At 52.0% G+C, this 12,555-nt stretch carries 14 protein-coding genes and 1 other annotated feature; of the genes, 7 read left to right on the top strand and 7 right to left on the bottom strand.

The features are described 5' to 3' along the window. Positions 1–105 precede the first annotated feature (105 nt). Positions 106–594 carry a DUF2975 domain-containing protein gene (locus FN082_RS19565; RefSeq protein ID WP_185932135.1) on the top strand — a complete coding sequence of 163 codons (489 nt, stop codon included), beginning with the start codon at positions 106–108 and terminating at the stop codon, positions 592–594. Between the two features lie 180 nt (positions 595–774). Next, positions 775–2,208: a retropepsin-like aspartic protease gene (locus tag FN082_RS19560; RefSeq protein WP_142982190.1), complete on the top strand. Its 1,434-nt coding sequence runs from the start codon at positions 775–777 to the stop codon at positions 2,206–2,208. Between the two features lie 70 nt (positions 2,209–2,278). Here the strand turns inward: FN082_RS19560 and FN082_RS19555 are convergent, their stop codons facing one another. Together FN082_RS19555 and FN082_RS19550 are read right to left on the bottom strand one after the other, a co-directional pair. After that, on the bottom strand, positions 2,279–2,878 hold the full coding sequence (locus FN082_RS19555) for a dienelactone hydrolase family protein (RefSeq protein WP_142982189.1): 600 nt from the start codon (positions 2,876–2,878) through the stop codon (positions 2,279–2,281). Positions 2,879–2,994: 116 nt separating this feature from the next. After that, positions 2,995–4,134: an MFS transporter gene (locus tag FN082_RS19550; protein ID WP_142982188.1), complete on the bottom strand. Its 1,140-nt coding sequence runs from the start codon at positions 4,132–4,134 to the stop codon at positions 2,995–2,997. Positions 4,135–4,453: 319 nt separating this feature from the next. Here FN082_RS19550 and FN082_RS19545 point away from each other — a divergent pair, with 319 nt between their 5' ends. Further along, positions 4,454–4,837: a VOC family protein gene (locus tag FN082_RS19545; RefSeq protein WP_139539827.1), complete on the top strand. Its 384-nt coding sequence runs from the start codon at positions 4,454–4,456 to the stop codon at positions 4,835–4,837. 27 nt (positions 4,838–4,864) lie between these two features. Continuing rightward, positions 4,865–5,188 (top strand): YbaK/EbsC family protein, encoded by a 324-nt coding sequence (locus tag FN082_RS19540; RefSeq protein WP_142982187.1) that lies wholly within the window; start codon positions 4,865–4,867, stop codon positions 5,186–5,188. Between the two features lie 46 nt (positions 5,189–5,234). Here the strand turns inward: FN082_RS19540 and trpA are convergent, their stop codons facing one another. Then, positions 5,235–6,038: a tryptophan synthase subunit alpha gene (gene trpA, locus FN082_RS19535; protein ID WP_142982186.1), complete on the bottom strand. Its 804-nt coding sequence runs from the start codon at positions 6,036–6,038 to the stop codon at positions 5,235–5,237. Beyond that, positions 6,038–7,231 carry a tryptophan synthase subunit beta gene (trpB, locus tag FN082_RS19530; protein ID WP_139539824.1) on the bottom strand — a complete coding sequence of 398 codons (1,194 nt, stop codon included), beginning with the start codon at positions 7,229–7,231 and terminating at the stop codon, positions 6,038–6,040. Before trpB ends, trpA begins: the two co-directional genes overlap by 1 nt. 149 nt (positions 7,232–7,380) lie before the next feature. Next, positions 7,381–7,474 (bottom strand) — a sequence feature (Trp leader region). Between the two features lie 226 nt (positions 7,475–7,700). Between trpB and FN082_RS19525 the strand changes: the two genes are divergently transcribed. The 3 genes from FN082_RS19525 (at position 7,701) to FN082_RS19515 (ending at position 9,590) form a co-directional block, all read left to right on the top strand. Next, positions 7,701–8,405, top strand: coding sequence for a LysR family transcriptional regulator (locus FN082_RS19525; protein WP_142982185.1), 705 nt, complete (start codon positions 7,701–7,703; stop codon positions 8,403–8,405). Between the two features lie 99 nt (positions 8,406–8,504). After that, entirely contained in the window at positions 8,505–8,768 is a 264-nt protein-coding gene (locus tag FN082_RS19520) for a hypothetical protein (RefSeq protein WP_139539822.1), read from the top strand. Between the two features lie 21 nt (positions 8,769–8,789). Beyond that, positions 8,790–9,590: a carboxymuconolactone decarboxylase family protein gene (locus FN082_RS19515; protein ID WP_142982184.1), complete on the top strand. Its 801-nt coding sequence runs from the start codon at positions 8,790–8,792 to the stop codon at positions 9,588–9,590. Positions 9,591–9,729: 139 nt separating this feature from the next. On the opposite strand, the gene FN082_RS19510 is transcribed toward FN082_RS19515, so the two are convergent. The 3 genes from FN082_RS19510 to FN082_RS19500 all read right to left on the bottom strand — a co-directional run bounded on the left by FN082_RS19510 (position 9,730) and on the right by FN082_RS19500 (position 12,555). Next, entirely contained in the window at positions 9,730–10,761 is a 1,032-nt protein-coding gene (locus FN082_RS19510) for a phosphotriesterase family protein (RefSeq protein ID WP_139539820.1), read from the bottom strand. Beyond that, entirely contained in the window at positions 10,758–11,726 is a 969-nt protein-coding gene (locus FN082_RS19505; RefSeq protein ID WP_142462384.1) for a DMT family transporter, read from the bottom strand. The genes FN082_RS19510 and FN082_RS19505 overlap by 4 nt, the downstream gene beginning before the upstream one ends. 67 nt (positions 11,727–11,793) lie before the next feature. Continuing rightward, positions 11,794–12,555, bottom strand: a complete 762-nt coding sequence (locus FN082_RS19500) for a glutamine amidotransferase (RefSeq protein WP_139539818.1) — start codon at positions 12,553–12,555, stop codon at positions 11,794–11,796.

Raw genomic sequence — 12,555 nt, 5'->3', positions numbered from 1 at the left:
AATAGCCTGGATAAACTTACAGAGGATTGTATGACTACTGATGCACTTGCGCGGTTCAGCCAAAAGATGGTCAGTATCACTATGCTACTGATGGTAGCGATAATCATGATGAATGCGGTCGTTCTGTTTTTTCCGTCGTGGTCATTAAAAAGTGAACTATTGGGGATCGATCTTTCTCTCTCGGATAGGCTACTCTCGACGCTTAATATCAGGCTGGAGGCGTTGCCATGGTGGCAGGCCGCAGGGGCTGGCGCCATCAGTTTTCTGGTTCTGATACCCCTTTGCTACAGTTTATTCCATCTGCGCGCGCTATTTTGTACCTATGCGCGCAGGGACTATTTCTCCGCGAAGGCGGCGCAACATATGCGTAAGATAGGCGTTTCACTGGGGGGCTGGGTGATGATGACAATTGCCGTCGAACCGCTGCTCAGCTACTGGCTAACAATGCTAAAACCCGCAGGAGAGCGAGAAATACTTTTCGGATTCGAGCTGCAATCAATCTCCTGGCTTTTTATTGCGGTATGCGTTATAGCCGTGGCAAAAATACTTGAAAAAGCAACCTTAATTAATGAAGAGAATAAGCTCTTTCTTTGATACCGCATTGATAGCGATAAACTGTCGGCCAGGTATTTAATTACTGGTCGAAAAATCTTTTATTTATTCCTCTGGCCGTCAGTCGCTGACGCCGAAAGAATTAGAACATAACAGTCTCTAATAAAATATTTTTTTAACGTAGTGACAAAAAGTTTTATTCTATGTTCATGGAGAACTGTCATGCTTATAAATTTACCTGGGTTGTCCGTTTTTATTCTGCTGGCCGTTATTGCATCAGCAGGCGATACCGCCTCCGCATCTCAGATTATTCATCCCCCGAAAACGGAGAATAACGAAGTATTGCATCGGGGAGATTACGCCCGACTGATTGCAGAAAAGGGAGCGCGCCTGGCTAAAGAGCCACAGAACAGTACGTTACGCTGGGCACTGTCGCAGGATGAGCTGATGAATGGAAACCTGGCTGAAGCGGAACAACACCTCACACCATTGCTGACAATAGCGGCGTGGAAAGACAGCTCGTCTTACGCTATCGGGTTAATCCATTATTTACGAGGACAATATACTGATGCGGAGAAATATTTTACCAACGTGGAAATGAGTTCTGCCTGGTATCAAAAAAGTCGCTCCGGGCTGCTGTACGTCTATTATCAAACCGGGCAATATGCAAAAGCACAGACGCTGATGAATAGTGATACCGACTTACAGCACTTTTCCGACAGCGAACAAGCACTCCTTACCTTGATGAAAGATTTTGGCGATACAAAACCCTATCGACCTCAATGGCGAGGAGATAAATCGGTACTGCCATTTATTTCAATGAATAATCTGCCAGTGGTATCCATCAGCGTGAATGGACAGCCTATGAACGTCTTTATCGATACCGGCGCAGACCTCCTGGTTCTGAATTCGGTAACGACTGAGAAAATGGGGATTAAGCCCGTTGCTAGCTATACCGGTATTTATGCTGGGGGTAAAACCGCTGAAACCCGCTATTCGCGGCTGACGCACCTGGGTCTGGGAACCGTTACGCTGCATGACGTACCGATCGATTTAGCGGAGTTTCCGCCTGAGTGGGTTTTTACCGATGAGAACACCGGGGAGACCATTGAAGTTGACGGTATTTTGTCGACCGGTGTGTTTCATCAGTTTCTCACCACCATGGATTATCCTGGGCGGCAGCTTGTTCTGGAACCCAGGGGCGGCGCAATCAGCAGTGTTTCAGCGACGGCAACAGAAATCCCCTTCATCCTGGATGGTTCGCAGTTCATGATTGTGAAAGGCGCGGTTAACGGTAAAGAAGGGGTATCCTTATTCCTCGATTCCGGCCTGGATGACCCGGAAGCGTCCATCCTGCTGCAGCAAGGCGCTCTGGATTATGTCGGAATAAAACGCGATAAACAGGGCGCATATACGCCAGAAAATAGCAAAGGAGGGCTCGGCGGCGGCGGATTTGAAATAACCCGCCTGAGCATTGATAGCGTCGCTTTAGGGCCGCTAAAGCAAACGTCGCTAACGGGTTTATTTGGCGTTTTGCCCGAAGCGCTATATCACACGGAATCGGGGATGATCCTCGACGGCTTTCTCAGCCACCAGTTTCTCAGACACTATAAGTGGACGATTGACTTTGACTCAATGGTCATGACATTCCAGTAACCGCACGGCACCTCAGCTTAGATCGTGCAGCTCTTTATCATTTGGCGGCAGCAGTGAAATACCTGATGCATTATGCCTCCAGTTTCTGCTGAGTCAGAGAGATGAAAATTTCTGCGGCTTCGGCTGCCTGCTGCGCAAGGCACGCGTCCCAGGCCAGACTATCCGCATCACAAAAGCCGTGTTGCGCGTTGAACATGCGGCAGGTCACGGAAGGGTGTCTCTCCAGTTCATATTGCATTTCGCGAGGATCGAACGCAGGCTCATCGCTGGCGATAATAACAAGCGTTGGGCAGGGCGGCGCTGTGTCGCTGAACTGGCGGATCCGCGAGCCATAGTGGCAAACCGCGCCGTCACAGAGCCCGCTTCTGGCGGCCAGCCAGCCTAACGTTGCGCCGACGCTGTAGCCGATGAGTATCAGCGTGCCATATTTTGCTCTTAGCTCAGTCAACAGGGATACGATGCCGGAGGTATCAAAGCCGACATTGTCGCAAAAATGGCGATAGGCGATGTCCTGTTGCTCATAGCGAAAAGGTGCTGAGTGGGGAAACAGCGGCGGAATAAAAACATCAAAACCGCGGCTTCTCCAGGTATCTGCGGTTCGTTGAATATGCGCATTGATGCCGTAGATTTCATGCAGCAGGACAATCGCTTTATCGCAATCAGATAACATAGACGCGCCTCTATTGAATAAAAATGAGCTTGTCTTAAGTGGTTAGTTTATCAGGGCGGTAGCCTGTGTATACCACCCTGATGGTTTCTCGTCTCTGGTTGTCGCCGTGAATATGTCTACTTTTCCGGTGCAACCGAGCGCGACATACCGGCAACAATCAGCATCAACACGGTGATAAAAATAAAGGCATAGGTTAATGAGCTAAGGTGGGCAACGTAACCAATCAGCGCAGGCCCTGCCAGGACGCCCAGATAGCCCATGGTGGTAATTGCGGGAACCGCCACTGACTGAGGCATTATTTGCTGGCGACCCACGGCTGAGAACATCGCAGGGACAATATTGGCGCAGCCCGCGCCGACCAGCACATAGCCCAGCAGCGATAGCGTCCAGGCGGGGACAAAAATCACCAGACAAAAGCCGATAGCGGCCAGAATAGCGCCGCCAAAAACCAGCGGTATAAAGCCAAACCGCGTCATCATACGGTCGCCGCTCAGTCGAACAACGGTCATTGCCACGGAAAAGAAGGCAAAACCGAGTCCACCAAGATTCTCCGGCATACCGCGAACTTCGGTTAAAAAGACGGCGCTCCAGTCGAGTACCGTGCCTTCGGCCAGAAAGACGGCGAAGCAGATAATGCCGATCAATAGAACGACGCCGTGGGGTACCGCCAGCGCGGGCCCGCTGGAGGGGTTGGCCCACGGTAACAGACCTTTGATGCTGATAAGCATCAGTCCGGCAACGATCAGCACCACTAACAGCGTGGCGGAAAAGGCGCTCAGGCCGAGGGTAAGAAAGAGAGTCATTACACCCGCGCCTGCGATACCGCCCACGCTATACATACCATGAAATCCGGACATCAAGGCTTTGCTTGCCTGACGCTCGACAATGATAGCCTGAATATTCATCGCGCAATCCGTCACGCCAATACCGACGCCAAATATCAGCAGCGCGATGCTGAGCAGCCAGGCATTGTTAATGGTGGCCAGCAGCGGCAGAGATATGATGACGATAGCGACGGATGACACGATCACCCGGCGACAGCCGTAGCGGCTGGTCAGTATACCGGTGAGCGGCATCGCGATGAGCGCTCCCATCCCCAGGCACAGCAATAGCGTACCCAGCATGGCATCGTTAACTGCCGTATTGCTTTTGGCGAAGGGTACAAGTACTGCCCAGGTTGCGGTGGCAAAACCGGAAATAAAGAATGCAATACGCGTCGCTAAGGGCTGGCTGGCGTTTGATGCAGGTGCGTGCATTGACTTTCCTTTTAGTAAGAACGTAAGACTTCCCTGTACTCAGCAGGTATCACACAGATGCCGCCAGGAGACAGTATCATTCACATGCTCAATAATGCTTGAATGATGTTTTAAGGGGGATTTGATTGCTCGATTTTGCAGTATCTTCGCCAGAGCAGCAAGCGTTGATTCACTGAAAACGTTGGCTAAGATGTCCGTAGTATCACAGTCTGCCGCAGGTTAAACGGTTATTATTATAACAACTGTGAATGCTCGGGGGCTATCTGGTCCGATGCTTTGCACCGCAGGGATACGAGACTCATTTTCCAGGGAGAAATTTATGTTTGATCATACCGGTATTACCGTTACCCAATTCGAGCGCAGTAAAGTTTTCTACACTTCGGCTCTCTCTGCTCTGGGTCTCGGGATCAGCAAGGCCCCTCCGGGGGAACGGGCCGGATTTGGCAATCTGCAAAAGACCGGGCTGGAGCTGGCGGCGGAAACGTTCTGGATAACCGTTGGGGTTCCCTATGTTCCCCGGACCCACATCGCCTTTCGCGCGCATTCGCAAGAGGAGGTCATCGCGTTTTATCAGGCGGCCCTGAATGCCGGTGGTCATGATAACGGTGCGCCAGGCCTGCGGCCGCAGTACGGCGGCGGCTACTATGCAGCCTATGTTCTCGATCCGGATGGCTACAATATCGAAGCCGTTTACCGATACTAATCCGTCAGGATCCCAGGTCGCGCCAATGTGGGTATACAAGCTTTGAATCAGGATGAATTACTCCAGTTGCTTAATAATCTGAATATCGATTATCGCTACATTGAACATCCGGCAATGAACAGCGTCGGCGATCGAGAGCGCTATGCGGTGAGGCTTCCCGCGCAACTGCTGAAAAATATGCTCTTAAAAAACAGCAACGGACGTCATTTCTACCTTTATATTCTCGATGGTGAAAAGAGGGCCGATCTGAAGGCGTTAGCCAGAGAAATGGGGGATTCCCGGCTCTCTACACTATTCTATTGCACGCATGCATTTCAGCAGGTCGGTGGTGTTGCCGGTTACTGCGGTTAACCGCAATAACCGGTATTTTTAACGCCTTAACGTTGTGCTATGCCGGTCAGATGGTTGCTGCTTTCAGGCTGAGGGCGAAGTCCTTCAACTGAGCCAGCATGGCATTCCGATCGTCCAGATGTTGCTCAATAATTTTCACAATCGCTGAACCGGAAATCGCCCCGACAGCCCCCGCTTTTAATGCGTCCACAACCTGCTCCGGAGTTGAAATTCCGAAACCCTGAAGCACCGGCGGCGCTTGATACTCGTTGAGTTTCGCCACCAGGTGATGCAGCGGCAGAGCGCCGCGATTTTCGGCTCCGGTTACCCCCGCCCGCGACAGCAGGTAGGTGTAACCGCGACCGTGAGCGGCAATTTGTCGCAGTAGCGCATCGTCAGCGTTGGGCGGACAGATAAAAATAGGCGCAACATTGTGGCGCATTGCCGCCTGGCGAAACGGCGCAGACTCTTCGAACGGAACGTCCGCTACCAGCACGGAATCGACTCCAACGCGGGCGCAATCGGCATAAAACGTATCGATTCCCCGGTTGTATACCAGATTGGCGTACATCAGCAGGCCGATTGGGAGGGCGGGATATTTCGCGCGGATAGCCGCCAGCATATCGAAGCAGCGGGCAGGGGTGACATCGGAAGAAAAAGCGCGCAGGGCAGCGTTTTGAATCGTCGGGCCGTCAGCCAGCGGATCGGAGAACGGGATCCCCAGCTCCAGCGCATCGGCCCCGCCGGCAACCAACGCGTCGATAATTTGCAGCGAGAGTTCTGGTCCCGGGTCGCCCAGCATCACGAAGGGGACGAATGCGCCTTCTCCACGGTCTTTGAGTTGAGCAAATACATCGTTATAGCGTTCCATCACATTTCTCCTCTCGCTTGCAGAATGTCGTGTACGGTAAAGATATCTTTATCGCCGCGCCCGGAAAGATTCACCACCAGCAACTGCTCTTTGTCCGGATTTTTGCGCATCATTCGCAGGGCGTGCGCGAGGGCGTGGGAGGACTCCAGCGCAGGAATAATCCCTTCAGCGCGGCTCAGGGTTTTAAATGCTGCCAGCGCTTCATCGTCGGTCACAGAGACGTATTCTGCGCGGCCAATGCTGTTGAGATAAGCGTGCTGCGGCCCGACGGCCGGGAAATCGAGGCCTGCGGAAATGGAGCACGATTCTTTAATTTGACCTTCATCAGTCTGCATCATCGGGGCTTTCATACCGAAGTAGATACCGGTACGCCCGTGCTTTAACGGCGCGCCGTGTTCACCGGTCTCAATACCGTGGCCCGCAGGCTCAACGCCAATCAGTCCGACCTGAGGGGTATCGATAAAGTCAGCAAACATGCCGATGGCGTTGGAGCCGCCGCCCACGCAGGCGATAACGGCATCCGGCAGGCGTCCCTCTTTTTCCTGTATCTGTACTCTGGTCTCTTCGCCGATGATGCGCTGGAATTCACGCACGATAGTCGGGAATGGGTGTGGCCCGGCAGCGGTGCCCAGCATAAAGTGAGCGGTTTCATAGCTACCGGACCAGTCGCGTAGCGCCTCGTTTGAGGCATCTTTTAGCGTGGATGAACCGCTGTGAACGGGGATGACTTCCGCTCCCATCAGGCGCATGCGAAAAACGTTGGGCGACTGGCGTTCGATATCTTTCGCCCCCATATAGATGCGGCATTTCAGGCCTAGCAGCGCGCTGGCTAATGCCGACGCCACGCCGTGCTGCCCGGCTCCGGTTTCAGCAATAATCTCGGTTTTACCCATTCGCTTTGCCAGCAGCGCCTGGCCGAGTACCTGGTTAGTCTTATGCGCGCCGCCGTGCAGCAGATCTTCACGTTTGAGGTACAGAGTGGTGCGGGTACCTTGCGTAAGGTTGCGGCATTTGGTCAGCGCCGTCGGACGACCGGCGTAGTTTTTCAGGAGATGGGTAAATTCAGCCTGAAAGAGCGGATCTTCGCGGGCGCTAACAAACGCTTCTTCCAGCTGACGTAGCGCGGGAATAAGGACCTGCGGAACGTACATACCGCCGAATTCGCCAAAGTAGGGGTTGAGTAATGTACTCATTATTGCTCCTTGATGTATGCGCAGTGCCTGCTAATCCGGGGTCCATCGTTCCCGGAAAGGACTCTGCACGTGAAGTGAAACCAGGGCCTGCGCAGCGGTTCCCGGCTGCTTGTTTTACGGTGTGCGTACCGTATGCGTAAAATCTGGACAAAAAAAAGCCCGCTCTTGGCGGGCCGGGTATCGGTGTGCAAACTGCAGACGTGACGATACTGCCCGTTATCGGGAAGTACGCCACCAGCCGTGCAGAGTCATCATGATGATGTGTTGCATTGTTCGATACCTGAGAAATAGAATTTGTACTAGTAAACTAGTTCTCAGGGTCAATGTCAACGTTAGAATTATTGGCACGACGAATCAATCATTGATAATACGCTGGACAATGTAGGCGTGAAGTCGTGCATTGCATTAAGGTATTGAGTCAGGGTACCGTGAATTTTCAGCTTAGTTTCTATTACCTTAGCGAGACCGTATGAATCTGAACCGTGCCGATATGGCCGATCTTCTTTATTTTTGCGCCATCGCACGGCATCACAGTTTTAGTAAGGCTGCCGTCGAACTTGGCGTGAGCGCATCAACGCTGAGCCACGCCCTGAAGGGGTTTGAGGCGCGGTTGGGCGTCCGTCTGCTGAACCGTACGACCAAAAGCGTCACCCTGACGGCGGCAGGAGAGAGCCTGGCTCAGGCGGTAAGCGAACCGGTGGCATCCATTGATACCGCCACCGTGCCTGAAGATATGGTGGCGCAGCGTCTGTCCGCCGACGTTCGTTGGGTTGTTGCCGCATCCCCGGAATATCTGGCTCGCTTCGGCGTACCCCAGCATCCTGACGATCTTCACCAGCACCGTTGCGTCAGCAATCGTCTGGGAAATAACAGGATCTACAAATGGGAGTTTGAGCGGGGTGAAGAACAGCTCACCATTAAAGTGCCTCCTTTGTTAACGGTCGATCAGGCGGAAACGGGCGTGGTGGCTATCCTGCAAGGATTCGGCCTGATGTACCTCCCGGAACCGCTGATTGCACAGCACGTCAGAGAAGGGCGTTTGCGCCTGGTGCTGAGCGACTGGGCATCCTGGGGACCTGGATTTTATATTTATTATTCCAGCCGTCATCAGCTGCCAACCGGGCTGCGCTTATTAATCTCGCTCGTCCGCGAGCTAAAACCGCTCGGTCTGTAGTCTGATTGATGAAAATCATTCACAGGCCCATTCGATAGCAAGGGCTGGCTCCTTCTTATTGCGCACCTTACCCTTGTGGCAAAAGAGAAGGAGACCTCGATGAAATACCCACACCGCAATATCCCTTGCCAATTTTGGTTTTTGGCCATCGTCATATTTCTGCTGAGCTATACCAGTATCGCTACTGCTGCTGAGATCAAAACGCTGGTCATCGTCTCTCATCCTTATCCGGAACAATCGGTCATGACCAAAGGCCTTGAGGAGGCTGCGCGGGCCTGGCTTCCTCCGCTGGTTTTTCAAAGCGCCAGCCGCAGCCAGTTGCCTGAGTATCAGCGCCTGCTGGTGGAAAGACTGACGGACTAACTTGCCGACAAGGAGTTTATCGTGAACGCTTTTATTGCCGCTGCGGCAATATCATTGGTGCTGGACGCTCCTGTCCAGGCCGAAGAAAGAAGAGGTGAAAAAATGGCTCAACTTAGTCCATCCGCATTGTCCGTTGAGGATATTCAATCCGTTGCGCCCGCGCTTGCCCGTTTCGGCAGCGAGGTGCTGGCAGACGATCTCTGGCAGAGAGCTGAACTATCGCGTCGCGACCGGAGTATTGTCACCGTCGCTATTCTGATCGCCCGTAATCAACCCATTGAACTGAAACACTATGTTGACGTTGCTTTGAATAACGAGGTCACTGCGGCTGAAATCTCTGAAATCATCACTCATCTGGCCTTTTATTCCGGCTGGCCAAGCGCCATGGCCGCTATTGCGGTGACGAAAGATATTTTTGCCGCTCGGGGTATTCGCCGCGAGCAGTTGGCTTCGGCTTCGCCGGAACTGCTTCCTCTTAATCAGGAGGCAGAAAACCAGCGCTCAACAACGGTAGAAGAGAATGTTGGCGCGATTTCTCCTGGCCTTGTGAAGTTTACAACCAACCCGCTATTTCTGGATCTGTGGCAGAGGCCGGGGTTGAAGCCGCGCGACCGCAGCCTGGTGACGGTCAGCGCGCTGATTGCCTCCGGGCAAAGCGCGCAGATTGGCTACCATCTGAACCGGGCGATGGACAATGGTCTCACCGCGCAGGAGGCAGGGGAGATCGTCGCCCATGCCGCTTTCTATGCCGGATGGCCAAACGCCTTTTCTGCGGTATCGGTGGTTGGCGAAGTGCTGCGCGCTCGTGGTTTAGTTGGGTGAAGGGATGCTTAAATCCTGTTAGCATGGCGAGCGTTTCTGCCGGGCGACGGCTGACGCCTTGCCAGGCCTACAAAACCCACAATATCAATAAATTGTGCATTTTCCGTAGGCCCGGTAAGGCGCTAGCCGCCACCGGGCGTCAGGCAAGTAGATTTGCCGGATTGTCTATACAGAGCTTTTTAATCGACTCCTGATCGATTCCGCGACTGGCCAGATAGCCCAGAAAGACATTGGGTACAAAGCCCCATCCATTGCCCCCATGTTTTGCCCACATTTGTTTTAAGAAAACATCATGACTTAACACTATCTGGTTTCCGTAACCCAGCTCAATCAGCCTGCTGACGGCATCCGCCGTTTCCTGTACCCCCGGTGCCACACCTTCTTTTGGAAAAGTAATATCCAGCCCAATCATATCAAACTCCAGCCAGACGCCTCGGTCGAGCATTCGACGTTGATAATCAAGATCTTTTCCGGACGGATCCGAATGGGCAAGGGAAACCTTTTCTGGTGAAACGCCCATTTCCTTGAGAACAATATCCAGAACTTCATCGCCGCGCCTTAACCAGCCGGGCATATGAATATTGATTGCGACATCCGGGTTGTCTTTCTGGGCCAGAGAGGCAGCACGCAGGCCGTTTTTCTCCGCGTCGGTGAATTCCGGCGAGACGCCAATTTCGCCAATCATTCCCGCCCGAATACCCGTGTCGGCAATTCCCTCATTCAGTTCCCGAACGATTATCCTGGCCAGCGTTTCAACCTGTTGGTGCAGCTTTTCCCCTTCAAATTTTTCAAGGTAGGGGCCTGAGGAGGCAACGATGTTGATACCAGTACGCAGAGCAACTTCCTGAAGAGACAGCGGATCGCGGCCAATGGACTCTGAACCGGTAGCGTCGACGATGGTTTTCCCACCGAGCGCCATGAAACTTTTAATCTCCTCAATAACGTCATCGATATCCTTTTTGCTCATGTTATCTGCGCAGCAATAGGGATCGTGTTTGAGCGCCCACTGATTCCCGGCGCAAACGCAGGAGCCTACAATCTGCTCAGACCAGCGGTAAAAGGGTTTATCGACAACGGAAGAGAGGTCATTAAAAAGATGTTCGTGTGGCAAAGTTAACCCCATGTCCTCTTTACGTATGGGGCCCGTAACGGTCTGAATATAACCTTTCATGATTGCGCCTCCGCTTTAGCCAGTCGTGCGCTCTTAAAATCGGGGATAGTGGTGACAATTGCTCCGATAAGGGCAAAAACCGTACCAACGAGAGTGACAAAATAGACGGTGTTGCCCAGCGCCGGAATAAGCACATCGATCAGCACTGAGCCCAGTAGTTGTCCGGCCGTGGAGGCCACGCCTAACATCAATAAACCCAGCCCGCGTACCAGAATCGCCATCAGTCCTATGGACATCAGCCCCAATGGACCGCCGAGATACATCCACCAGGCATCGGGTAACTGGAAGCTGACGTGCCCCAGAGCGATACGAATGAGGAGCGCAATGCCCAGAACGGTGAAGCCGACGATAAAATTCCAGGTAATAGAAACCAGCATTGAACCAGTGGCTTCCGCAACTTTTGCATTCCCAGCAGGCTGCCAGCCAGCCAGCAGCCCCGCCATAAAGGGAAGAATGGCCAGAAGGATGAATGATGTCGATCGCCATTGAGGGGATACAACAAATACCGTAGCGACCACCGCGAAAATAGCGCCAATCACTCGGTACGAGGTGAAATATTTTTTCTCGCTAACGCCAATACCAAAGCGGTCGCACAGCAGCCCGGAAAGAATAAGAGCGGAAATCAATGCGGTCTGGAAGGTCGCCACGCCCAATGCGCTAGCGGATGCTCCTTCAGAAAATACCACCATGGCGCCACAGAGGCCAGCAAACCAGTTCCACAGCGGGATTTTCCGTTGTTTTATCAGCGAAGGGATTGAGGCAAACTGCTGTCGGGTCTCTTTTTTGGCCATGATAATAAAAAACATCACCACCAGACCGCTGGCAAAGGAAATAACCGCGCAGGCATTTCCATCCTTAAGCCAGTGGCCTAGTTCACCATTTACTGCTGATTGCATGGGCGACAGGGTTCCGGCCAGAATTGTTGCCAGCATCAGCAATGGAACTGAGTATTTATGTTTATTCATACGTCCATCCTGTATATTGATAGCTCAGGGAAGTGGTTCGAAGAGCATTTCTTCGAACCCGGTGTATTTAACCTCTGGCGATATAACGCAGAATGTTTACCCACATTCTTGTGTAATATTTCCAGTTCATAAACTCATGGCTACCCCAGTGTGGAGAACAATCGCTCATAAAACAGGCCGTCTTGCCTTTGCCAAAATCGCCATATACAAGAAGAGGATCCTTATCGATTGTTAGCGCAACCGCTGAATGTTCTTTCGCTGTTACTTTGTTATAACCAAGGAAAAGTGGCCAGTCGGTAAAATTGCAAACTGTTTCATGTTCTGATTCGACAGGGCAAGCATAGACTCCTGACGGTTTTTCTATACGGTCATCGCCATCCTGCATAATAACCGGTAGGACATCAGCCAGTACGGTATTTTTATAATTGGCTTTGGCTTCAATGCCCATAAATGAAAGGTATCCGCCAATCATGAGTAAACCACCGCCGTTGCTAACATATTCTTTTATCATGTTCAACGCATCTGGTTTAATTTTGGATTGATAAAACGTATCGTTTTGCAAAAGAAAAGTATTGCTTCCAATATCACTAATGACGATAACATCATATTTATCGAGTTCTGCCTGGCTTTGGGGGAATGAAATTTGCACCTGATGAGCAGGCATGTAAGTAACGGAAACATCAGCACTACGTAAACAGTCCAGCAGGAATGTAGCACCTTCTTCATACTTACTTGAGGTAAAGCTGTCGTATCCTTTTGAATGGATCATGTGGATATGCCATGACTCGCCAATAAAAAGAATATTTAGTGGTTGGTTAATGGAGCTCAT

It is taken from the genome of Klebsiella spallanzanii, assembly GCF_902158555.1.
Lineage (GTDB): Bacteria > Pseudomonadota > Gammaproteobacteria > Enterobacterales > Enterobacteriaceae > Klebsiella > Klebsiella spallanzanii.
The sequence above is the reverse complement of the archived record's forward strand: the minus strand, read 5'-3'. Positions and strand labels throughout refer to the sequence as shown.

What these genes read in the sequence shown, in the direction of transcription:
- FN082_RS19505 (WP_142462384.1), bottom strand. Translation starts at nt 11,726, where the DNA reads ATGAATAAACATAAATACTCAGTTCCATTGCTGATGCTGGCAACAATT.
- FN082_RS19510 (WP_139539820.1), bottom strand. Translation starts at nt 10,761, where the DNA reads ATGAAAGGTTATATTCAGACCGTTACGGGCCCCATACGTAAAGAGGAC.
- trpA (WP_142982186.1), bottom strand. Translation starts at nt 6,038, where the DNA reads ATGGAACGCTATAACGATGTATTTGCTCAACTCAAAGACCGTGGAGAA.
- FN082_RS19550 (WP_142982188.1), bottom strand. Translation starts at nt 4,134, where the DNA reads ATGCACGCACCTGCATCAAACGCCAGCCAGCCCTTAGCGACGCGTATT.
- trpB (WP_139539824.1), bottom strand. Translation starts at nt 7,231, where the DNA reads ATGAGTACATTACTCAACCCCTACTTTGGCGAATTCGGCGGTATGTAC.
- FN082_RS19500 (WP_139539818.1), bottom strand. Translation starts at nt 12,555, where the DNA reads ATGAGCTCCATTAACCAACCACTAAATATTCTTTTTATTGGCGAGTCA.
- FN082_RS19545 (WP_139539827.1), top strand. Translation starts at nt 4,454, where the DNA reads ATGTTTGATCATACCGGTATTACCGTTACCCAATTCGAGCGCAGTAAA.
- FN082_RS19525 (WP_142982185.1), top strand. Translation starts at nt 7,701, where the DNA reads ATGAATCTGAACCGTGCCGATATGGCCGATCTTCTTTATTTTTGCGCC.
- FN082_RS19520 (WP_139539822.1), top strand. Translation starts at nt 8,505, where the DNA reads ATGAAATACCCACACCGCAATATCCCTTGCCAATTTTGGTTTTTGGCC.
- FN082_RS19555 (WP_142982189.1), bottom strand. Translation starts at nt 2,878, where the DNA reads ATGTTATCTGATTGCGATAAAGCGATTGTCCTGCTGCATGAAATCTAC.
- FN082_RS19565 (WP_185932135.1), top strand. Translation starts at nt 106, where the DNA reads ATGATGAATGCGGTCGTTCTGTTTTTTCCGTCGTGGTCATTAAAAAGT.
- FN082_RS19560 (WP_142982190.1), top strand. Translation starts at nt 775, where the DNA reads ATGCTTATAAATTTACCTGGGTTGTCCGTTTTTATTCTGCTGGCCGTT.